Origin of the sequence: Psychrobacter sp. D2, from assembly GCF_013608135.1 — a bacterium.
Lineage (GTDB): Bacteria > Pseudomonadota > Gammaproteobacteria > Pseudomonadales > Moraxellaceae > Psychrobacter > Psychrobacter cryohalolentis.
In genome coordinates this window covers 502317-525135 of the sequence record NZ_JACDXZ010000001.1, presented here as the reverse complement: position 1 = coordinate 525135, position 22819 = coordinate 502317, and the positions used below count along the sequence as shown (strand labels likewise).

At 44.3% G+C, this 22819-nt stretch carries 17 protein-coding genes; 1 reads left to right on the top strand and 16 read right to left on the bottom strand.

Annotated features, from left to right (window positions below; genetic code table 11):
- Positions 1–168: 168 nt before the first annotated feature.
- From H0262_RS02245 to H0262_RS02195, 11 genes are all read right to left on the bottom strand, one after another.
- Positions 169–1356 (bottom strand): isovaleryl-CoA dehydrogenase, encoded by a 1188-nt coding sequence (locus H0262_RS02245; RefSeq protein WP_181209540.1) that lies wholly within the window; start codon positions 1354–1356, stop codon positions 169–171.
- Positions 1357–1553: 197 nt separating this feature from the next.
- Positions 1554–2489, bottom strand: a complete 936-nt coding sequence (locus H0262_RS02240; protein ID WP_181209539.1) for a hydroxymethylglutaryl-CoA lyase — start codon at positions 2487–2489, stop codon at positions 1554–1556.
- 46 nt (positions 2490–2535) lie between these two features.
- Positions 2536–4647, bottom strand: a complete 2112-nt coding sequence (locus tag H0262_RS02235; protein ID WP_181209538.1) for an acetyl/propionyl/methylcrotonyl-CoA carboxylase subunit alpha — start codon at positions 4645–4647, stop codon at positions 2536–2538.
- 137 nt (positions 4648–4784) lie between these two features.
- The gene (locus H0262_RS02230) at positions 4785–5591 is read right to left on the bottom strand and encodes an enoyl-CoA hydratase/isomerase family protein (RefSeq protein WP_181209537.1); all 807 of its coding nucleotides are present in this window, start codon (positions 5589–5591) and stop codon (positions 4785–4787) included.
- 61 nt (positions 5592–5652) lie between these two features.
- On the bottom strand, positions 5653–7263 hold the full coding sequence (locus H0262_RS02225; protein WP_181209536.1) for a carboxyl transferase domain-containing protein: 1611 nt from the start codon (positions 7261–7263) through the stop codon (positions 5653–5655).
- Positions 7264–7387: 124 nt separating this feature from the next.
- Positions 7388–9142 (bottom strand): AMP-binding protein, encoded by a 1755-nt coding sequence (locus H0262_RS02220; RefSeq protein ID WP_181209535.1) that lies wholly within the window; start codon positions 9140–9142, stop codon positions 7388–7390.
- A gap of 341 nt (positions 9143–9483) precedes the next feature.
- The gene (locus H0262_RS02215; RefSeq protein ID WP_181209534.1) at positions 9484–10719 is read right to left on the bottom strand and encodes an FAD-dependent oxidoreductase; all 1236 of its coding nucleotides are present in this window, start codon (positions 10717–10719) and stop codon (positions 9484–9486) included.
- A 178-nt stretch (positions 10720–10897) separates the two neighbouring features.
- Positions 10898–11617: an amino acid ABC transporter ATP-binding protein gene (locus tag H0262_RS02210; RefSeq protein ID WP_181209605.1), complete on the bottom strand. Its 720-nt coding sequence runs from the start codon at positions 11615–11617 to the stop codon at positions 10898–10900.
- Between the two features lie 183 nt (positions 11618–11800).
- Positions 11801–12469 (bottom strand): ABC transporter permease subunit, encoded by a 669-nt coding sequence (locus tag H0262_RS02205; protein WP_011512706.1) that lies wholly within the window; start codon positions 12467–12469, stop codon positions 11801–11803.
- Entirely contained in the window at positions 12466–13212 is a 747-nt protein-coding gene (locus H0262_RS02200; RefSeq protein ID WP_011512705.1) for an amino acid ABC transporter permease, read from the bottom strand. Before H0262_RS02200 ends, H0262_RS02205 begins: the two co-directional genes overlap by 4 nt.
- Positions 13213–13321: 109 nt before the next feature.
- The gene (locus H0262_RS02195; protein WP_149493260.1) at positions 13322–14314 is read right to left on the bottom strand and encodes a glutamate/aspartate ABC transporter substrate-binding protein; all 993 of its coding nucleotides are present in this window, start codon (positions 14312–14314) and stop codon (positions 13322–13324) included.
- Positions 14315–14866: 552 nt separating this feature from the next.
- Between H0262_RS02195 and H0262_RS02190 the strand changes: the two genes are divergently transcribed.
- Positions 14867–15847 (top strand): Hsp33 family molecular chaperone HslO, encoded by a 981-nt coding sequence (locus tag H0262_RS02190; RefSeq protein ID WP_181209533.1) that lies wholly within the window; start codon positions 14867–14869, stop codon positions 15845–15847.
- Positions 15848–16091: 244 nt separating this feature from the next.
- On the opposite strand, the gene H0262_RS02185 is transcribed toward H0262_RS02190, so the two are convergent.
- From H0262_RS02185 to H0262_RS02165, 5 genes are all read right to left on the bottom strand, one after another.
- Positions 16092–17555 carry a triacylglycerol lipase gene (locus H0262_RS02185; RefSeq protein WP_181209532.1) on the bottom strand — a complete coding sequence of 488 codons (1464 nt, stop codon included), beginning with the start codon at positions 17553–17555 and terminating at the stop codon, positions 16092–16094.
- A 230-nt stretch (positions 17556–17785) separates the two neighbouring features.
- On the bottom strand, positions 17786–19987 hold the full coding sequence (locus H0262_RS02180) for a PhoX family phosphatase (protein ID WP_181209531.1): 2202 nt from the start codon (positions 19985–19987) through the stop codon (positions 17786–17788).
- 273 nt (positions 19988–20260) lie between these two features.
- Positions 20261–20977, bottom strand: a complete 717-nt coding sequence (locus tag H0262_RS02175; protein WP_220432357.1) for a fumarylacetoacetate hydrolase family protein — start codon at positions 20975–20977, stop codon at positions 20261–20263.
- A 97-nt stretch (positions 20978–21074) separates the two neighbouring features.
- A complete protein-coding gene (locus H0262_RS02170; RefSeq protein WP_181209530.1) occupies positions 21075–21800 on the bottom strand; it encodes an ABC transporter permease in 726 nt (241 codons plus the stop codon).
- Positions 21801–21813: 13 nt separating this feature from the next.
- Positions 21814–22548: an ABC transporter permease gene (locus tag H0262_RS02165; RefSeq protein ID WP_020442682.1), complete on the bottom strand. Its 735-nt coding sequence runs from the start codon at positions 22546–22548 to the stop codon at positions 21814–21816.
- Positions 22549–22819: the final 271 nt, after the last annotated feature.

Below are 22819 nucleotides of genomic sequence, written 5' to 3'. Positions count from 1 at the left end.
CTTTTTTATGTCTATTTGATTTGAGAGCAATACAGAGTGCTAAAGGGATGAGCTATTCGCAGACTCTGTTACGCCTGCGAACAGCTCATCCCTTTAGCCCATTAGCAGGAGGATATTAATGTATCGATTTTATTTTGAACTTCATATCTAATGAACACTCAGTAATTTTTACTTAGTCTCATTAAACAACTCACGACCGACTAGCATACGGCGAATCTCACTGGTACCCGCGCCAATCTCATAAAGCTTGGCATCGCGCCAGTAACGACCTAGTGGATACTCGTTGGTATAGCCATTACCGCCGAATATTTGAATGCCTTCACCTGCCATCCATGTGGCTTTTTCGGCACACCATAAAATCACACTAGCACAATCTTTACGCACTTCACGGCTATGACCGGCACCGCGCGCGTCCAACATATCGAGGTTTTTCCCGACCGTATATAAGAAACTACGACCTGCTTGCAGTATCGTATACATGTCTGCAACTTTACCTTGGATAAGCTGGAACTCACCGATGGCTTGACCGAATTGCTTACGGTCGTGAATGTAAGGGACGACGTTGTCCATCACTGCTTGCATGATACCGATAGGACCTGCGGCTAATACCGCGCGCTCATAATCAAGACCGCTCATTAAAACTTTAACGCCTTCGTTTAAGCCGCCTAAGATATTCTCTTTAGGTACTTCAACATTATTAAAGGTCATTTCACCAGTATGACTACCGCGCATACCTAGTTTGTCGAGCTTTTGCGCCGTGCCAAAGCCTTCCATGCCTTTTTCAACGATAAAAGCAGTCATGCCTTTTGCGCCTAATTCCGGATTGGTCTTAGCATAAACTACCATTACGTCCGCATCAGGACCATTGGTAATCCACATTTTGCTACCATTCAACACGTAACTGCCATCTTTTTCTTCGGCTTTTAGCTTCATACTGACCACATCTGAGCCAGCGCCTGTCTCACTCATAGCTAGAGCACCGATGAATTCGCCGCTGATAAGCTTTGGCAGATATTTTTGTTTTTGTGCTTCACTGCCGTTACGTTTGAGCTGATTGATACACAGATTAGAATGTGCACCATAGCTAAGTGCCACAGAGGCAGAAGCACGGCTAATCTCTTCCATCGCGACCATATGCGCGACATAACCCATGTCAGAGCCACCATACTCTTCAGGAACGGTGATGCCATGTAGACCAATATCACCCATCTTTTGCCACAAATCCATTGGGAACTCATCGCTACTGTCAATCTCGGCAGCACGTGGGGCTATTTCATTAGCCGCAAACTGTTGTACCATATCACGTAAGGCATCGATATCTTCGCCAAGCTGAAAATTCAATCCAGGTAAACTCATAACCATTCCTTGTATTTTGATGTTTAATTTTTTACTAGTGCTGTGTCAATTTAAAAATAGATGATATAGCTGGGACAAATTTTCCTCGCTTGCTGTGCGACTTCGTCACTCCAGAGGTTTCAAAAAATTTGTCCCAGCCATAAACCTATCTATCTATTCATTTAGCTTATGACTAACTATATTCTTAATGAAATTAGTTAAGACTGACGTTTGTTAATTAAAGCACGTGCCACGTTTGAGCCATTAGGACGACCTAAAAACTCACTGATACGCTCACCAGCAACGACCAATTTATCCAAATCAATACCAGTACTGATACCCATACCATGCAGCATATACACCACATCTTCGGTCGCGACATTGCCTGTTGCGCCTTTGGCATATGGACAACCACCGAGTCCAGCGACTGAAGTATCAAATTCACTGACACCCATTTGTAAGGCAGCCAAGGTATTACCTAACGCTTGACCATAAGTGTCATGAAAATGTCCTGATAACATAGAGATATCAGCATATTCCAATGCAGCCTGTAGCGCGCGCTGTACTTTAAGCGGCGTACCAACACCAATCGTATCAGCAATGCCAATCTGCTCAGCACCAATCTCAACCAAACGCTTAGTAACATAAGCCACTTGGCTAGGGTCAATCTCACCTTCATAAGGACAGCCGACCGTGCAAGAGATAACGCCTCGTACTTTGATACCTTGCGCTTTTGCTGCAGCCGCAACGGGCGCAAAGCGTTCGATACTTTCATCAATACTACAGTTAATATTCTTTTGGCTAAAGGTTTCGCTGGCTGAACCAAAAATGACGATTTCATCAGGACGATGGACGATAGCATTGTCAAAACCGCGCATGTTCGGCACCAATACCGAATAACTCACATCACTGTGGCGTGTGGCTGCAAGTGCTTCTAACAGCGCGCTATTGTCACCCATTTGCGGTACCCACTTTGGCGAGACAAAGCTAGTAGCCTCAAGCTTTTTAACCCCTGCGGCAATCAAGTCATTGATAAGCCTTTGCTTAACCACAGTCGGCACGGTCGTTGACTCGTTTTGTAGTCCATCACGCGGACTGACATCGACGATTCTGACATGACTTGGATACGAGTGGTTTGGATACGAATGGCTCATACTTATCATCCTTTTTATTATTCGCCTTTCTGTGAGGCTCTGTCAGCTATTCGCTTTCCGTATCAATACGTAATAACTCATCACCATCAGCGACTAAATCACCTGCTGAAAATAGCAATTCTGCCACCACGCCATCTGTCGGTGCAGTAATGGTATGTTCGATTTTCATCGCTTCAATAACAGCCAATGGCTCGCCTTTCTTCACCGTATCGCCAATTGCTACCTTAAAGGCAACGACCTGTCCTGGCATCGGTGATTTCAAACTGCCGACTGCTGCAGACTCTTCGCCTACGTGCGCCATAATATCAACAAGGGTGATTTCATCACGCCCGTTATCAGTAAAGACATAGACGGTCTCATGGTTTGTCCAGCTTTGGGCGTTGATACGGGCACCATCTAACCACAAGGTATGGTTGTGTGCGTCAATACTGCTATAGCTGACTTGAGCTTCATAGACTGTCGAGGTTTGCGCCGCCACATTACTATTATCTTGAACATCTGTACTGGCGATTTCTTTTTCGATGACAAGCGTAAAGCTACTGAGGTTATCGCTGCCCTTTTTGCTGTCTAAGCAAGCTGCATTACGCCAGTTGCTAATACGAGCGCTATAAGATTGCTCATTATAAACCAAGCTAAACGAGCGCGTATAATCGCTAAAGGCACGGAAACCCGTAGGCTTGCTAAAAGGATCTGACCCTTGCGTTGTCGCTTCATTGGCAAGCTGCTGCGCAATAGCAGTAACCGCAAGCGTCGATAACTCAAGCGGATGCTGATCAAACAGCTGCTCACGCTCACGTTCTATCAAAGCTGTATCAAGATTGGCTTGGCTAAACGATTCAGTATTAAGAATATAGCGCAAAAATGCGACGTTATTTGGCAGACCGACGATGCGCGTTTGGGCTAGTGCACGATCAAGCTTGGCTAACGCTTGCTCGCGAGTAGGCGCATGAACGATAAGCTTTGCAATCATAGAGTCGTAGAATGGGCTAATCACATCACCTTCGCGTACGCCATCATCGATACGCACATCCGTGCTGTTCTTATTAATGACGAAAGTACTATGCTCAGGCTTTTGATAAGTGAATAAAGTACCTGTGGCTGGTAAAAAACCATTGTCAGGATTTTCAGCACAAATACGTGCTTCAATCGCATGTCCGTTGATAGCCAGCTCTTCCTGTTTTTTCGGCAATGGCAAACCTGCCGCGACCAATAGCTGCCATTCGACCAAGTCGACGCCAGAGATAGCTTCACTGACCGGATGCTCAACTTGCAGACGGGTATTCATTTCCATAAAATAAAAGTTCATCGAACCTTCGCGCTGCTCAACGATAAACTCAACCGTGCCTGCGCCAAAATAATTGACCGCACGAGCAGCTTCAATTGCCGCTGTTCCCATTGCTTCACGCATCGCCGCATCGACACCCGGTGCCGGCGCTTCTTCTAATACTTTTTGATGGCGACGCTGTACCGAGCAATCACGCTCAAACAGATGCACATAGTTGCCATGCGTATCACCGAATACTTGGATTTCGATATGGCGAGGTTTCAATGCGTATTTTTCGACCAATACTTGATCGTTACCGAAACTGGTAATCGCTTCACGGCGACAAGATTCTAATAAATCAATAAAGCCACTGGACTGCTCAACGATACGCATACCTTTACCACCACCACCAGCACTGGCTTTAATCAGTACAGGATAGCCAATGCTATCGGCTTGCTGCTGCAAAAATTGCGCATCTTGATTTTCACCATGATAGCCGGGTATTAGTGGCACGCCAGCCGCTTCCATCAAACGTTTGGACTCAGATTTTCCGCCCATGGCACGGATAGCGTCAGCTGATGGCCCGATAAAGACCAAACCTGCATCTTGGCAGGCTTGCGCAAAATCCGCGTTTTCACTTAAAAACCCGTAACCTGGGTGAATCGCTTGTGCGCCGGTCTCTCTGGCAATGGCAATGATAGCATCGCCTTTTAGGTAGCTGTCTTTAGGAGCCGAACCACCCAAATAGACAGCTTCATCGCAGACAGACACGTGCTTAGCCTCACGGTCAGCATCAGAATAAACAGCGACGGTGCTTATACCCAGACGCTTGGCAGTCGCAGCAACACGGCAGGCAATTTCACCACGGTTGGCGATCAAAATTTTAGAAAACATAACTATCCCTGTATCTTGTCATTTTATCGTTGATAAATAATCAAACGGTAGGATGATATTCACGTATGACTGTTTACGCTAAACTGGTTTTATTATTCATTGGCAATTTAGCAAAAATATTTTTTATTGATACATGGCTATTTTGCTACTAGCCAATCAGGTTGGCGCTTTTGTAAAAATGCTTGCACCCCTTCCTTACCTTGCTCTGATGATCGGATATCAGCGATGCCTTTGACCGTATCGGCGATTAGCTCATCGGTAATCGGTGCGCCCGCGACTTCATGCAATAAGCGCTTGCAGGTTTTCACAGCCTCAGGGCTGTTTTTGACTACTTTGGCACAAAATTCTGCAACTGCATCATCAAGCGACTCTTCACTGACGCGCTCATGGATAAAGCCAAGCTGACGGGCTTTTTTGCTATCAAATACTTCCGCACTGAGAAAATAACGCTGTGAGGCTCTGGCACCTAATGCACGTATCACATAAGGGCTAATGGTTGCTGGTGCTAAGCCCAGACGTACTTCGCTAAGACAGAAATTGGCAATTCTTACAGCGATAGCTACATCACAGACAGCAACCAAACCCATGCCGCCTGCATAAACATCCCCTTGTACCGCCGCTATCGTTGGTTTTGGGCACTCATAAATAGTCTTAAGCATTTGTGCCAATTTGTCCGCGTCCGCTAGGTTCTCTTCATAGCTATAATCCGCCATGGCGCGCATCCAATTCAAATCGGCACCCGCACAGAACGCTTTACCGGCCGCTGCTAAAACGATAACGCGTACTTGCTCATCATTGCCAAGCGTCTTGAAAGCATGGGTCAACTCAGCAATCATCTCATCATTAAAGGCGTTACGTATCTCAGGGCGATTCAAGGTTACCGTTGCAACGTGCTGCTCAACGTCAACCAATAGACTTTTATAATGATTCAAATTTTGTTGCATATCTTTCTCTATATTTTATGTATTTATGAGCACTAAATGACTGTCAATATACCGTTCATTGCTACATTCTAAAGACACCAAAGTTTGTCTCTTCAATCGGTGCGTTATGAGCCGCGCTAAGCGCTAATGCCAACACATTACGGGTATCAGCAGGGTCAATCACGCCATCATCCCATAAACGAGCGGTAGCATAATAAGGATGACCTTGCTCTTCATACATCTCACGAATCGGCGCTTTAAATGCCGCTTCGTCTTCATCACTCCACGCCTCGCCTTTACGGTCAAAGTTATCGCGCTTAACCGTTGCCAATACCGACGCCGCTTGCTCACCGCCCATCACAGAGATACGCGCATTTGGCCACATCCATAAGAAGCGCGGACTGTACGCACGTCCACACATGCCGTAATTACCAGCACCGAATGAGCCACCAACGATAACGGTGAATTTTGGTACTTTAGCATTCGCTACCGCCATCACCATCTTGGCACCATGACGGGCAATACCTTCGTTTTCGTATTTTCGACCAACCATAAAGCCGGTGATGTTTTGTAGGAATATCAAAGGAATTTTGCGTTTACAGCACAGCTCGATAAAGTGCGTACCTTTTTGTGCAGATTCACTAAATAAGATACCATTATTGGCAATAATGCCAACTGGCATACCTTCGATATGAGCAAAACCACATACTAATGTCGTGCCAAAGCGCACCTTAAATTCATCAAAGGCACTGTCATCGACGATACGAGTGATAATTTCTCTAATATCAAATGGCTTACGCTTATCAGTTGGAATGACGCCGTATAGTTCTTTAGCATCGTAGCGCGGTGGAAGCGGCTTGATTTGGTTTGGAATCTGTTTAGCAGAACGGTTTAAGTGGCTAACGATATTACGCGCGATTGATAACGCATGGGTATCGTTTTGCGCCAAATGATCGACCACCCCCGACAGACGGGTATGTACATCGCCGCCGCCCAAATCTTCTGCTGTGACTTCTTCACCTGTTGCAGCTTTCACCAGTGGCGGACCACCTAAAAAGATAGTTCCTTGTTCTTTAACAATAATAGATTCATCGCTCATCGCTGGGACATATGCCCCACCAGCGGTACAGCTACCCATGACCACTGCAATCTGTGGAATGCCAGCGGCACTCATATTAGCTTGATTAAAAAATATACGTCCAAAGTGTTCTTTATCAGGGAATACCTCATCCTGATTGGGCAAGTTTGCACCGCCAGAATCAACTAAGTAGACACAAGGCAAATTGTTTTCTTGGGCAATTTCTTGGGCACGTAGATGTTTTTTGACCGTCATTGGATAATAAGTACCGCCTTTTACGGTAGCATCATTACAGACAATCATACACTCGATGCCATTGATACGACCGATACCAGCAATCACGCCCGCCGCTGGAATATCTTCACCATACATATCGTGCGCCGCCATCGGAGCCACTTCTAAAAATGGCGTACCAACATCAAGCAAACGCTCGACACGCTCACGAGGTAGTAGCTTACCACGTGCTAAATGCTTGGCGCGTGCACGCTCTGAACCACCTTGGGCGACTTTACGCAAGTGCTGATATAAGTCATCGACGACCTCTTGCATGGCAGCACTGTTCTGCTGAAATTCAGCGGCATTTGGACTCAGTTTACTGGTTATGATAGCGCTCATGATATCCCTTTTCTTTAATGCGTAAATGCGAGTAGCTTTTTATGCGAATTATTCTAACTACTGGTTAGTTTAGCCTTTACCAATGCAAGTTATTAATAAAACAAGAAGTAAAACGGCTCAAGTTTTATAAGCCTAACTCTTCTCTCATTTGCTCGATAATTTTATATTTTTGAATTTTACCAGTGATGGTCATTGGGTATTCGGTCACAAAGCGATAATAGGCTGGCACTTTATAATGAGCAATATGCTCACTACAGAATTGACGTACTTCTTCTTCCGTTAAGCTGCCAGCTTCTTTAGGTATAATCCAAGCAGCCAATACTTCACCATACTTTTCATCAGGAACGCCAACAATTTGCACATCACGGATTTTAGGATGACGGTATAAATAGTTTTCAATTTCGACCGGATAGATATTTTCACCGCCACGGATGACCATATCTTTACTACGACCGACGATTTTGACATAGCCATCTTCGTCCATGGTCGCCAAGTCACCGGTGTGCATCCAGCCATCTTGAATCGCCTCACGCGTTTTAAAGCGACTGCCCCAATAGCCTTTCATGACCGAATAACCACGGGTGAGTAACTCGCCAGTTTCGCCTAAGGGCACAATTTCACCTGTTTCGGTATCAATTACTTTGACTTCAAGCGCTGGCTGCACGAGTCCCACGGTCGAGACTTGCTTATCAAGTGGCGTATGTTCATTGGTTTGACAGGATACTGGGCTGGTTTCAGTCATGCCATAAGCAATGGTGACCTCTTTCATGTGCATCTCATCAATGACACGGCGCATGATCTCAATCGGACAACTAGAGCCTGCCATAATGCCAGTACGCAAGGTCGATAAGTCGAAATTTTTAAATTCAGGGTGATCAAGCTCAGCGATAAACATCGTCGGTACGCCATGTAAACCTGTACATTTTTCCTGTTCAACTGCTTGTAATACCGATAATGGTTCAAAACCATCATTTGGATAAACGATACAACCGCCATGAGTGAGAATGGCTAAATTGCCAAGCACCATACCAAAGCAGTGATATAAAGGCACTGGAATACACAGTCTATCCTCTTCAGTGAAATTCATCGCTTCACCGATGAAATAGCCGTTATTTAATATATTACGATGGCTTAAAGTTGCGCCTTTCGGTGTGCCCGTTGTACCACTGGTAAACTGCACGTTAATGGCATCAGTATTTTTAAGCTGAGCTTGACGCTCGGCGATACGCGGATCATTGGCATCACCTTCTTCCATCCATGCAGAAAACTTCTGCATGAACCCAAAATCTTCATCGCTGTTTGGTTCATCAATCCAAATGATGCGCTCAATCGTTGGAATCTCGACCAAATCCAGCTGAGTGTAATTTTTGTGGTAAATCTCAGGACACATCTCACGGATTAGGCTGGCATAGTCACTACTTTTAAAATGGCGCATGAGCACCAATGCCGAGCAGCCCAATTTATTTAGCGCATATTGCAGCTCAAAGACACGATAAGCAGGGTTGATATTGACTAAAATAATACCAACTTTGGCAGTTGCCAATTGCATCAAAAGCCATTCAGCATTGTTGTGCGACCAGATACCGATACGGTCACCAATCTCAAGCCCCATCTCAATCATGCTGCTCGCTAACTGATTGACTTGCTGTTGCAGCTGTTGATATGTCCAGCGAATATTTTGATGGCAGACGACCAGCGCTTCGCGTTCAGGATATTTGGAGACGATAGCATCAAAGAAATCACCGATGGTCGCTTCAATCAGCGGCACATCAGGACCTTTATCATAGCTTTGAGTCAATGGCGCATTTGCCGAACATGCGCCCATATTGATAGAGGGAATATTATTTAGAATGGTATCAAAATGGATATTTTGAGTCATAACGAGTCCTTTCGTTTTACTTTTCATAATACTTATTAGTCGCCTGCCACCCATTCATTCTTCCTTGAACAGGTCTCGACTAGCGTTAACTACTATACCGCCTTAAATCGAATGCTGTCAATAATAGTAATACAATATGTATCATTTAATTAGAATCCAATAGTAATGCTTTATTAAAGATAGCATAAAAATATGGCAGATATTTGACACAAAAAAGCCAGTCACGCTATGTATAGGTGGCTGGCTTTTTTTTAGCACTAAATTTTAGAGTATCTTCAACTTAAAAACATGATGCATGTTTAACAAGCTAAGACCATAAACTACAGGCAATTTGATAATTACTACGCTGATATAATTGGCGGCGCCTTAATAGTAACGGTCGCGCTGACTTCATTATTATCATTGAGTAAATTCATAATAAGCTCGTCTTCAGTTTCAGTGGTTACTTGCCAGTTGCCGTTTGCTTGCGGCACGCCCGTTGCCATCACTGAGATGGCTTTATTCTTTAAGCGAATCATCGGTGGCTTATGCTCATAACCGCTATGCTCTAAACCTAATACATCATCAGCAATCGTTGCTGCTTGCGCACGTAGTGGCGCTACATAACGGCAGGCAACACCATTGATAGACATACAATCACCAATCGCATAAATATTATTGGTATTGGTTCGTAGTGTTGGTGCATCTACTACGATACCAGTGCGATGGTTGAACTCAACTCCAGCTGCAGTTGGTAATTTACCATCAACGGTCAGACCCGTGCTGGCAATCACATGGTCGACGATTAACATCTCAGATGACTGAGTATCTGTATCTTCTCCGTTAGGAGTAAATAGCTCATAGCTAACTTGCAGCTTGCCGTCATCATTACGTATGACATCGGATACTTGATAACCGCCTAAAAAATTAATACCCTGCGACTGCACTGCTTTGGCAATACGAGCTGTCGCTTTTGGCGGTAGCATTTGTGATAGCGGCGCATTATTTAAATCAATTAAGGTTACCTCATGACCTGCCTTGAGCAAGTCCTCAGCAATCTCAGTGCCTACCATACCCGCACCGACAATCGCCACGTGCTGACTACCAATGGCAAGCTTTTCTTGCAATTGCCCAAAACGCTCAATATGATTGACATGCCATACCAAATCTTGCGGCAAACTCTTAGGGAAAATAGGATGAGCACCCATCGCTAAGACCAGCTTGTCATAGCTGATGGTTGCATAATTGGTATAAACAGGATCTGAGCGCAGCGCTGAGATAAGCTGTACCGTTTGCGCAGCAGCATCAATGTCCGTGACTTGCGTATTGGCAAGTAAGGTCACTTGTGCCGCTTCTGCCGCATCAGCGCCAGTCGCGCGTACCAAGTCTGATGCCTGCTTGTTTTGGCTGATTGCCATGGTAAGCATCGGCTTATGATAACGATCGCCATTGTCTGTGGTGATTAGAGTAATCGACACATCTTTGTCTTTGGCACGAATGGCATCAATCACGTGCCAGCCGGCTAAACCTGCACCAATGATGACAATACCTTTGGCGTCTGTTGCTGTAGTAATAGGAAATGTAGCTTCTTTGCTCATACTGACTCCATGATAGATGAGAGATTATATTGTTTTTATGATAGTGGCTGTTTATGATAGTGGCTGCCATTATATCAGTAAACAGGTATTCACTCACGTAGGCGTTTATAAAGTCGCTTACAATAAAAAAAGCGCCTATTAATAGGCGCTCTAAATAAATCAACTCTAAATGACTGCTTTAATGATTGAGAATCTTTGATAAGAACATTTGCGCGCGGTCACTTTTCGCGCTTTCAAAAAACTCATCCTTGCTACAGTTTTCAACGATATGACCTTCATCCATAAAGATAATCCGATTGGCAACCTGACTGGCAAAGCCCATCTCATGGGTAACACAAATCATCGTCATGCCCTCACGGGTTAGCTCAACCATGACATCAAGCACTTCTTGAATCATCTCAGGGTCAAGTGCTGAAGTTGGCTCATCAAAGAGCATTGCCACTGGATCCATTGCTAACGCACGTGCAATCGCGACACGCTGCTGCTGCCCACCGGACAGCTCAGCTGGATACTTTGCTGCTTGCACCGTTAGCCCGACGCGGTCTAGATATGCCATGGCTTTTTGCTTGGCTTCCGCTTCTTTACGTCCCAACACTTTGATTTGCGCGACAGTCAAATTATCAACAATCGTCAGATGCGGGAACAGCTCAAAGTGCTGAAAGACCATACCGACACTACTACGTAATTTTGGCAAGTTGGTTTTTGGCGCGCCAACGGAGATATCGCTGACCATAATCTCGCCTTTTTGAAAAGGCTCTAGTCCATTAACCGTTTTTATCAAGGTCGACTTGCCGCTGCCCGATGGACCACAGACGACGACGACATCGCCTTTATGCACATGGGCACTACAGCCAGACAATACTTGAAAGTCACCATACCATTTGCTCACATCACTCATTTGGATGACGATTTCATCGCTTGCATGACCAGTGTTAGTGACCAGTCCGCCAAATTCATTTATATACGTGTCAGTATTATTCATTACTGGCTCATTCATCACTGGCTCCTAACCACATTATTTTCATCATTATTAAATATAGCTCTTAACGTACAGGTTCCGATACGAATTTATTAAAGATCATTAGAACCTTAAACGCTTTTGTACTTGTTGCACGCCAATAGAGGCACTCAAACTGATAATAAAATAAACAGCGCCTGCTCCTAATATATAGGGCGTTAATAAACCCATCAGCTCACCGCGTACATAAGCGGCACGGAAAAAATCCGTCAAGCCAATCGCAAAAACCAATGTCGTATCTTGGAATAAAATAATACATTGCTGCAAAATCAGCGGTAGCATCTTGCGAAACGCCTGCGGCAAAATAATCAAGCGCATCGTTTGCCCATAGGTCATACCGAGCGCTTTGGCAGCATTGACCTGCCCACTGCCGATAGATTGGATACCCGCACGTACCACCTCTGAAAAATATGCCGCTTCAAACATCATAAAAGCGACTACACACGAGGTAAAGGCTGTATCGAGTTGCAGATATTTACCAGCGACCCAAAAATAAATCATCGGTACCGCAAAATAAAACCAGAGCAGCACGAGCAGCAATGGCACAGAACGGAAATAATTGACGTATAGCTTTGCAGGTATCTCAAGCGCTTTGATACCAGACAAACGCATCAAAGCCAATACCGTCCCTAAGCTGAGACCGCCTAAGATTGCTAAAAATAATACTTTTAAAGTCGTCAGCATGCCACCCATTAAACCGGGATAGGCAGTTGCAAGTTCGGTCATATTCATTTTTGACTCCCTGCAATTAGCCCAGGCACACGCAATTTACGTTCAATTAGCCCCATAATGGCAATTAAAGACAGATTAAACACCAGATAAATAATGGTCGCATAGGTATAAATCTCAAGACTGTTTTGGGTATATTCACTGATGGTTTTAGTCTGACTGATCAGCTCCATTACCCCAACCAAAGACGCAACTGAGGCGTTTTTAAAGCAGTTGGTCAGCTCTGAGCTCAGCGGCGGTAAGATAATCCGAAATGCTTGTGGCAGCAGTACTTCTTTATAGGCTTGTGGGATACTAAAGCCAAGTGCGTAGGCAGCATTGATCTGCCCTTGAGGTAGTGACTCGATACCAGTACGTACTTGTTCAACAATACGAGCTGCGGTAAATAAACCAAGACCGATACTGGCTGACAGCATGGCTGAGGTATTGGGAGACAAGTCTTTATACCACCACTCTTGTATGGATGGTGTGAGCCAACCTGGAGCGATATAAAACCAGAAAAATAATTGTACCAATAAGGGAATATTACGGAAAAACGTCACATAAGCAGTACCGATAGCACGTGCGCCTTTATTCGGCAAGGTACGCATGATGCCAAAAATAGTACCAACCACCATGGCGATTGCCCATGCAATACTGCCAATCAATAACAACCAGCCAAGACCAGTAATCATCCAATGGATATACAGCTCGCTACCGATACCAGTCTGCTCAAAGAGCACACCCCAGTTCCAGCTATAATTCATAATTGTCTCTCCGAGCAACGGTTAAAAAGCCCACGCTTTCAGACTGCTATCAAACTATTTGACAAACAATCTGAACGCGTAAGCATGCTATGTTGAGGGACAAGGAGCGTTATTGCGCAGTCGCTACTTTTGGCTGATCGCTATCATGTGGATTGGCAATCAACGCTTTTAAGTTATCTGACATCTCAAACTTTAGATTGACATTTTTTGGTGGAATTGGATTTAAGAACCATTTGTCATAAATGCTATTGATCTCGCCTGACTTAAAGACATTGGCTAATGCTTCATCGACCACCGCTTTAAATTCTGGATCGTCTTTACGCATCATACAACCATAGATCTCAAACGATTGTGGCTCACCAACAATGACCCATTCATCTGGATTTTTTGCTTTGGCTTTTTCGCCTGCTAGCAATACATCATCCATCATAAAGGCATCGGCACGACCGTTCTCTAGCATCAAGAAACCTTCGCCATGGTCTTTTGCTGAGATGACATTGATATCCATCTTTTTGTCATCGTTGTATTCACGAATATAACGCTCTGAAGTTGTACCTGCAGTCGTGACCAAGGTTTTACCCTTTAAATCATCGAAACCTTGGATACCTGAATCTTTTTTGGTCAGTAAACGCGTACCGATTTCAAAGAAGCCGTTAGAGAAAGCGACTTGTTTCTGACGCTCTTCATTATTGGTTGTTGAACCACACTCAAAATCCACTGTACCATTTTGTACTAATGGGATGCGTGTTTGTGAGGTAATAAGGTTATAGCGGATTTTTAGATCTGGCATATTCAGCTTTTGTTTGACAGCTTCTACCACTTTCATCTCTAAATCATGAGCATAGCCGATCGGCTGATTTGGATCATCAGCGATGTATGAGAACGGAATGGAAGAGTCACGGTGACCGACGACGATGGTGCCTGATTCTTTGATTTTATCTAAGGTGCCGTTGGTATTTGCCGTCGCCTCAGTGGTTGCTCCATCTGCTGGCGTCGCCTCATTGCTGGTTTGGCTATTGTTGTTACAGCCTGCTAGAGCTAGTGCCATAAAGGCAACTAACGTTAATGGTTTGGATATAGAGGTAGAAAGAGAGTAAGTCATGAGATATGTCCTTTTATCACATTGCCACAAGATTGGAATGACATTTAAGTGCGATAGAAACCGTAGAAAAACGCTATAAATTTGCATTTATGGGCCCTATTGCTATGCATCCGTGCTGTTGCTGTTGTTTATCACTATGCAACTTAATGTTACTGTACAACAAATTGACTGACGAGGGTAAACTTTTTTTACTCAGCTGACTATTTTCGGTTTTTAATTTATCTAAGATAATAATCCCTAAATAAAACAAGCTCTAACGTCATTAATATAGGTACGTATTTGATAAAGCTAATAGAGAAATTCATTTTTTATAAACGGCATTTCTTACGTCAACAATCTACTATATTCAGTCCTAAATAAAAGAAATACAAAAATTATAAGGTGCTACTGGTATCAATTTTGCTTGCTGACTGTGCCTACGCAGACAGAGGCTGCGAATAATTAATCCCAGTGGCACTGTATTTTTTTAAAAGTGTATCTACTATAGATACGATTGATAAATCCGAACCTATCCCCATAAAGCTAGCAACTTCTTAATCTTATACATGACCTATGACCCAAGATACCCAAACTCCGAATGCTCCTGAACAAAATACTGATCTGATGCAAGATAACGACATTCGCCAACGCTTTTTTATTGAAGACTCTCCGGTGCGCGGTGATGTGGTGCGCTTATCGCGTAGCTATGCGACGACCATTGCGCAAAAGCCTTATCCTGAAGCACTAAAACGCTTACTCGGTGAGATGTTGACGGCTGCAAGTTTGCTGATTGGTACTGTTAAAATCAATGGTCGCTTGTCGATTCAATTGCAATCATCAGATAGCGATAGTTTGCTGAATTGGGCGATGGCTGAATGTGATCAAAACGGTATTATCCGCGCTCTTGCCAGCTGGAAAGATGATACTGACGAGCACGTACAAGCGTGGAATAATATGCTGCATGCTAAAGAAGCGTTTGCTGAACTGGGCGCTACTGGTCAAGGCGTATTATTTATCAATATCCAACCGGATGGCGGCGAGCCATATCAAGGTATTGTTGAACGTAGCCATGACAATTTGGCAGATTGTTTGGCGCATTATCAAAAGCAATCGGCACAGATTCCAACGCTGATTAATTTGGCATCTGATGGTTTACAAGCGGGTGGCATCTTGGTGCAAATGCTGCCACGTACCGCTCAAGAAACATACGAAGTTGAGCAAAATGAAGATGCTGGTATTGATGATGACTTGTGGACACGCTTGTCTGTATTGACGCGTACACTGAAAGCAGAAGAATTGACCACGCTTGATACCAATGAGATTTTGTATCGCTTATATCATGAAGAAAAAGTCGTTGCTCCTGAGCCTATCTCGCTATCGTTTGGTTGTACGTGTTCACGTGAAAAGTGTGAAATGGCAATCGAGCAAATCGGCGAAACAGAAGCATTGGATATCGTTGCAGAGCAAAACGGTACCTTTGAGATGGATTGCGGATTCTGCGGTGAGATTTATAAATTTAATAAAGACGATGTGGCAGCGATTTTTGCTGAGTAGTCTTTTATCTCACTGATTTGAGTATAGTCAATTCCAAATAAAACAGATACGTTATATTCCAACGTAGTACTGGTATAAATTTTTCTGGCGTGCTGTGACTACGCTGACAGCAGCTACGTAAAATTCATCTCAGTCCTACTGTATCGTTTTAATACTGAATTCACTATAGTCAGTCATAAAAAAACCCTCAAGTATGATGCTTGAGGGTTTTTAGCATTAGTCTGCTTATTTTGTATCTCTTATGCTAAACCTCATAGGTTTCTGGATAAGAATAAATACGCGGGTTCAGCGCATACTTTGCTTCATGTGCATCGCCTAATCTATCATCCAAGAGCCAAGCAATGATTTGCTGGTGTACTCTATCGCTGTAGATTAAATTCATATGGTTTATCCCATAAAAAATAGCTTTGTGTCCCTCTGGTACTGCCAGCGTATGCTCTTCGGTATGCTCACCCAGTGCTGACTCTACCGAAACTAGCCCATCACCCAATAAACTTGTGGTCTTAAATTCAAAATGGGTCTCGACCATCACTGCTGCTACCAGATAGGTATTCACATGCAATGGCAAGTGAGTAGGATGCCGAAAATCTGCTGGTAGCACACTACGCCCTTCTAACGCTTGCCAGTCGGCATCTCGAATACTACCGTAACGCAAATCAATGATACCCGCACTGCGCATATCACCAAGCTTTGCCAATGACCCAGCAAAGGGCAATTTAGCAATTTTATCTTGGATAAAATGCCCAATCTGCTCCAAACTTGCGCCATGATGCGGTGACCCTAAAGTCACCAGATTGCTCACCCTTTTGACCCAGCTAAAACCTTGCTCTTTGCCATAAAACAGCGCGCTACGGCTTACCAAACCGCCCATACTATGACCGACCAAATCAATCTGGGTGATGTCTGGGTTATTCTCAACCAAATCTTGCAATACTTGAGCAAAGCTACGTCCATTACTTGAGATACGTCGACCTGTATTATAATTTAAGTACAAGACAGTCGCTGATGGCAAGCTATACATGAGCGCTTTTGCCAGATTATTCTCACCAGATACTTTCCAGCTTAAGTGGCTTAAACAAAGTCCATGGCATAGAATAATAACGCGCCCTGACAATACAGTGCTTTGCACCCGATTATTGGTATCATACAGCACCATCGATACTGCTAATGGATTTTGATGCGTAATCAGATGATCGCCCATCACTCCGTTTAGGATATTGACCATGCGCCGCAAGTTCTTTGGTAATAGTCTGACCTTTTTGGGTTTTAAAACAGTATTATAAAGGTGCAGACCTGAGGCTAAATTATTACCAATCAGCTGCATCGCCTGACGTACCGTACCATAAATGCGCCCCGTGATACCCTGTTGCCAGCGCTCGACATTTCCTTTATTAAACCGCCCTAAAGGACGCAGTAATATCTCACGGTGGATGGCTTCTACAATGTCAGTCACCTCGACCACACCCATAGTCGCAAGCTGTGCCAATCCTTCAAAAAAACCAACCAATGAGAGCGGTTGATATGGTTGAACATCACTATGATTCACGCTTTTTTCAGTCAGCTCATCCACATAAATATAGTCAAGCTTATCCAGTTCCTCATAGACATCGCCTTGAAATCCTATATCGATAGCAGATTGCTCATCAGAAGGACGCCGAGTCGTTGCAAATAAATCATGGATAGTTTCTAAAGGTTTTGGACTGAGCATAATGTTGACATATCAAACAGTTAAAGGGATTTTCCATACTATCCTGTAATGGTCATAAACAGAAGAGAATGATTTAACTATCAAGTATCTTTATTGTCAAAAAGCCATGTAATTATTCAATATCAAAAATTGCACACTAGTAACTACCGCCTAAAACACAAAAATCCCAAAGCCATGGCTTAGGATTTTTATGTTTGCTAAGACGTATCATTACTAATGCAAATGTTTAACTAGACAAACGACTCTGCCAGTATGACATCACCATCTTCGCGAGTAATCATGACGGTGGCTGAGCGTGGTGTACTACCTCCAGCAATAGCGCCCCACGTATTACCCGGATGCTGAATATTAATAAATAAGGTTTTAAAGTCTGGGGCCATCGTAATACCTGTGACCTCACAGCCTTCCGGACCGACGAAGAAACGTTTGATATTGTCATTATTGGCAGGCATGCCGACTCGGGTTTGTTGCCCCGCTGACGTAGTAGTGAGGGTTCCATCGCTGATATTGCCCGGTAGCGCTGCTAGCAACATACAGCTGCTGGTATCGGTATAAGCACCGTCATCTGTTTGAATCCATAAGACGCCACGTGGATCAAAGTATAAGCCGTCGGGGGAAGAAAAGTCATTATTGTCATTTAATTGTGATAAGTTTTCTGCTGATAAATCACTCGGCGCAGCAAATAAATAAATATCCCATTCAAAACTGGTTGCCGCATGATCGCCCCCTGCTTCTGCCCAGCGAATAATATGACCATTGTCATTACCACGCGCTTTGCCGCCAGTATTATAGCTGCGCGGATTGGGCGCTGAAAGTGGCTGATCATCACGTACGCCGCGATATTTATTATTGGTCAATGTCACATATACATCGCCCGTTATGGGACTGACCGACACCCACTCTGGACGATCCATCTTGGTGGCACCGACCACATCTGCTGCTGCACGAGCAAAGACCAACACCTCATCTTGTCCATGAAAAGGCAAGACCGTATTGGAGACATCCAGTCCATTTTGACCGTGAATCAACGCTTTCCATTCACCGCGGCCATTTTCATTAAAGATGGCAACATAGAGTGTGCCCTCATTCAAATACTTATCACCTGCTTTTAATCCACCGCCGATATCAGCATTTGACCATGGGGCTTTGGAGACGAACTTATAGATATATTCACCCCGAGCATCGTCACCCATATAAAAAACCACCGGTTTGCCTTGTTCAACAGGGGCATAGGCACAATTTTCATGAGCAAAACGCCCTAGTGCCGTGCGCTTTTGCGGCATGGAATTTTGATCAAAAGGATCAATTTCGGTGATATAGCCAAAGGTATTAAAGCCATTTCTATAATCGTCAGCAGCGCTAGCACTAGCGGCGGTCATATCCCAGCGTGAAAACTCGTCGCTTATCTTGGCATCTTTAGCATCAGGGGTATGCCATAAGTATTCCCAACCAGGGAAGTTTTCCGTTGCCCCGTAGCGTTCGCGACCATAGTTATGCCCAGCGCTTAATTGGCTAGCATCTTGCCCACGGGCAAATACCCCTAAAAAGTTCTCTTCGGTGGTCAGATAAGTGCCCCAAGGTGACAAACCTGCACCGCAGTTATTATTGATGCCGCGAGTCTGAAAGCCTGTCGGATCAAACTTAGTTTTGACCAAATCAGAGCCAGCAACGGGCCCTGTCAACTGCGCTGTACTACTACTCGTGAGACGGCGATTATATTTCGAATCAGCCACCATCTCATAGCCCATGCCATCAGCGCGGCGTTTCATCTCGACCACCGCTACCCCATGACAATTAACCTCACGGCGCACGTCGCTAGCAAGTCGACGATTTTGAAAGATGGGCGCGGCATTATTATCTTGGATAACATGATAGCCAAACGGACTCAGCTCACTACTGTTTACATACTCATGATTCATTACCAGCAGCCCATTCTCTGACGCTTTGGGGTCATAGGTACTGCCCTTTTTGCCAAAAAACCACATGCCATCATGATTATCACCCATGCGCCACTCGAATGACTCAGCCGACTGCTCTCGATTGTCTTTCCAGTCATCAATACCAGATATTAGCGGCGTACCAAGTGGTAATATCATCTCGGCTTTATAGCCTGCTGCCACGCTCATCGTTTCGGCAGTCGAATGCGCCACTGCTGTAAACTTCAAAGTTTCGGGACGTTTGAGATCACCTTGTGCAGGGACAGCAGCATCATTGCCATTATTTTTGGCAGGAATACTATCATCGTCATCGCTACAGCCGACTAAAGGTAGCGCGCCAAAAAACGCCGCCGCTGTTAATCCTGTGCCACCTTTTAGGATACTACGCCGATTTAAACGACGACTAATAATGGTTTGAAAATCGATATTGTCGGTCGGATTAGAATCTTCAACGACTTCATGGGCAAGTGGTTGTTTGTTATTCAATAATGTCATTATCAGTCACCTTGCTGTTAGGCTTGATTGGCATAAGAGAGTTGATTGCAGCCTTGTAATTGCAATCACCAAAATACGAATTATGCCTAAGTCTACTGAGTGTTTATGACAGTACGTTGAAAACCAAATGCCAATTTGATAGTAATGTGATGATAACCTCATGACAAATGGCTATTACCACTGATAAACCAAAAAAATCCCAAGTGTGAACTTGGGATTTTTTGATAGCGCCAATGCATGTAAAAACTTATATGATACTGCTGCGATAAGACATTATCGAACTTGCACCTGCCATTCATGAGTGCCAAGCTTGAATGTTAGCGTATCATCTGCTTGCAATACCCCAACGCCGCTCGGCGTACCAGTCATAATCACATCGCCTGCTTGTAAGCTAAAGGCATGGCTAATCTCTGCTAGTAGCTCATACACTGGAAATAGCATCAAGGCACTGTCACCATCTTGCTTCAGCTCGTCATTAATATAAAGCTGATATTCAACATGGCAAAAATCACCAAACGCTTGCGGATCAATCCAATCGACAAGCACACAAGCACCATCGAAACATTTAGCACGCTCCCATGGATGACCTTTTTCTTTGAGCTTGCTTTGCAAGTCACGTAGGGTCAAATCAAGCCCCAAAGTCACGCCACCTATCGCTTGCTTTGCTTGTTCAATCGTTGCTGCCGATAAGTCGGCTGCCAGCTGAATGCATAGCTCTGCTTCGTAATGAGTGTCGCCATATAGCGCTGGATTTGGACGGACAATATCATTGTGCACACTGACCACTGATGATGCTGGCTTCATAAATAAGATAGGCGATTTTGGTATCTCATTGCCAAGCTCACGCGCGTGTTCTGCATAGTTACGGCCCACGCAGATGACCTTGCCGATGGATTCTCGTACGCTATCATTAATGGTGGCAATACTCGCGTCATCCTTGACGCTGGCAGCAATTGTATCGACTAAGGATATAGATGGTGATTGGCTCATACTAGGCGCTCACAACAGATGATTGATATTTTAAAAAGCGAAACATACTGCACTATTTATCACAACGTTAATGATAAGTTTTATTCATAATAATTCATTAGCCGACGGTATGCGTAGTCACATCTGGTGGCACATAGCTTGCGTGACGATTCATGCGCTTTTCAAACATTCTAAAGCTAAACAGAATCACCCACGACAACAAGAGATAAACGATACCGGCAGCAAAGAACAGCTCCATCAGGGTATAAGTACGCGCACTAATGGTACGGGCAACGCCTGTAATATCCATCAAAGCAATCGTTGACGCTAGCGCACTACCTTTCAGCATAAAGATTACTTCGTTGCTGTATGCCGGAATCACAATACCAAAGGCACGCGGTAACGTAATACGTGTCAGCTTCTGCCATTTTGACATCCCGATTGCATCGGCAGCTTCAAGCTCACCGACCGGAATATTTTGAATCGCACCGCGGATAATCTCGGCTAAATAAGCACTGGTATTTAGGGTAAAGGCAATGATAGCACACCAGTAAGCTTGGCTAAGAACTGGCTTCCACAAGAACGAATTACGTACCGCTTCGAACTGCCCAAGACCATAGTAAATCAAAAATATCTGTACCAGTAATGGCGTGCCACGGAAAAAGAAGATATACAGAAAAGGGAGTATCTGTACCACCCAATTTTTGGACAGACGTAACAGCGCCAAAACCAAACCAAAAAATAATCCAATAATACCCGAGAACAAAACCAACTGTACGGTCAATACCGCGCCACCGAGTAAGTCGGGGATATGATCAAAAATAACCTGCCAATTCCAATCCATAGTGTCTTCCCCTTTATCCTATGGTCGATTGACGGTGAGTGGTTTGACGGCTGAGCTTTTTAGCATAACGCGCCGCCGGATTGGCACGCCATTCAAGCCACATCATAAAGCCAGTAATCAGCATGGTCAAACCTAAATAAATTATTGCCGCTGCCATATAAAAGGTAAATGGCTGCTGTGTTGATTGCGCGGCGCGCGAGGACTGATACATGATATCTTTAAGACCTACGACCGACACCAGTGCCGTATCTTTAAGCAAAACCAAAAATAGATTACCCAAACCTGGCAATGCAATCTGCCATACTTGAGGTAAGGTTATGCGATAAAAAGTCTGAAAAGGACGCATACCAATCGCTTGCGCCGCTTCTCGCTGTCCTATAGGAATCTCTTGAATCGACATACGGAAGATTTCAGTCGCATAAGCACCAAAAGCAATAGAAAGTGCCATCACGCCGCCCCAAAAAGCGCTAATCTCGACATAGTCGTTATAGCCAAACTTTTTGAGGATGCTCATTAGCAGTATAGAGCCGCCATAGTAGATAAACAGTACCAATAGTAGCTCAGGAATACCGCGCATCGTGGCGGTATAGACAGTCGCAATTTTGCGCAGCAGCCAGATATTAGACAGCTTTGCTGTGGCACCGAGCAAACCTAAGAACATGCCGATGATCAGACTGGTCATGGCAAGCTGTATGGTGACGGTAGCGCCGCTCAATAAAAGCGCGCCAAATCCTTGTAAGTCAAACACGATTATCCACTCAGTCTCTTTATATTAGCAAATTGCAAAATATGAGTTAAAAAAATCAGCATCAATAGCTGAATACAGTTAATAAACGTACTTTAGACCCAAGAAATATGAGCCATTTGCGTCATATACTGACGCTAGATTAATACGGTTATTGCCGCGATAATTGACACAGTAGAAATGAGCGCTGATTTTATCATATTCATTCGCCGCTATGTTAATACTGACGTGTAAAAGCATCGCCTAAATAGATATCTATCTCTTTAAAAGGCCG

What these genes read in the sequence shown, in the direction of transcription:
- H0262_RS02245 (WP_181209540.1), bottom strand. Translation starts at nt 1,356, where the DNA reads ATGAGTTTACCTGGATTGAATTTTCAGCTTGGCGAAGATATCGATGCC.
- H0262_RS02240 (WP_181209539.1), bottom strand. Translation starts at nt 2,489, where the DNA reads ATGAGCCATTCGTATCCAAACCACTCGTATCCAAGTCATGTCAGAATC.
- H0262_RS02235 (WP_181209538.1), bottom strand. Translation starts at nt 4,647, where the DNA reads ATGTTTTCTAAAATTTTGATCGCCAACCGTGGTGAAATTGCCTGCCGT.
- H0262_RS02230 (WP_181209537.1), bottom strand. Translation starts at nt 5,591, where the DNA reads ATGCAACAAAATTTGAATCATTATAAAAGTCTATTGGTTGACGTTGAG.
- H0262_RS02225 (WP_181209536.1), bottom strand. Translation starts at nt 7,263, where the DNA reads ATGAGCGCTATCATAACCAGTAAACTGAGTCCAAATGCCGCTGAATTT.
- H0262_RS02220 (WP_181209535.1), bottom strand. Translation starts at nt 9,142, where the DNA reads ATGACTCAAAATATCCATTTTGATACCATTCTAAATAATATTCCCTCT.
- H0262_RS02215 (WP_181209534.1), bottom strand. Translation starts at nt 10,719, where the DNA reads ATGAGCAAAGAAGCTACATTTCCTATTACTACAGCAACAGACGCCAAA.
- H0262_RS02210 (WP_181209605.1), bottom strand. Translation starts at nt 11,617, where the DNA reads ATGAGTGATGTGAGCAAATGGTATGGTGACTTTCAAGTATTGTCTGGC.
- H0262_RS02205 (WP_011512706.1), bottom strand. Translation starts at nt 12,469, where the DNA reads ATGAATATGACCGAACTTGCAACTGCCTATCCCGGTTTAATGGGTGGC.
- H0262_RS02200 (WP_011512705.1), bottom strand. Translation starts at nt 13,212, where the DNA reads ATGAATTATAGCTGGAACTGGGGTGTGCTCTTTGAGCAGACTGGTATC.
- H0262_RS02195 (WP_149493260.1), bottom strand. Translation starts at nt 14,314, where the DNA reads ATGACTTACTCTCTTTCTACCTCTATATCCAAACCATTAACGTTAGTT.
- H0262_RS02190 (WP_181209533.1), top strand. Translation starts at nt 14,867, where the DNA reads ATGACCCAAGATACCCAAACTCCGAATGCTCCTGAACAAAATACTGAT.
- H0262_RS02185 (WP_181209532.1), bottom strand. Translation starts at nt 17,555, where the DNA reads ATGCTCAGTCCAAAACCTTTAGAAACTATCCATGATTTATTTGCAACG.
- H0262_RS02180 (WP_181209531.1), bottom strand. Translation starts at nt 19,987, where the DNA reads ATGACATTATTGAATAACAAACAACCACTTGCCCATGAAGTCGTTGAA.
- H0262_RS02175 (WP_220432357.1), bottom strand. Translation starts at nt 20,977, where the DNA reads ATGAGCCAATCACCATCTATATCCTTAGTCGATACAATTGCTGCCAGC.
- H0262_RS02170 (WP_181209530.1), bottom strand. Translation starts at nt 21,800, where the DNA reads ATGGATTGGAATTGGCAGGTTATTTTTGATCATATCCCCGACTTACTC.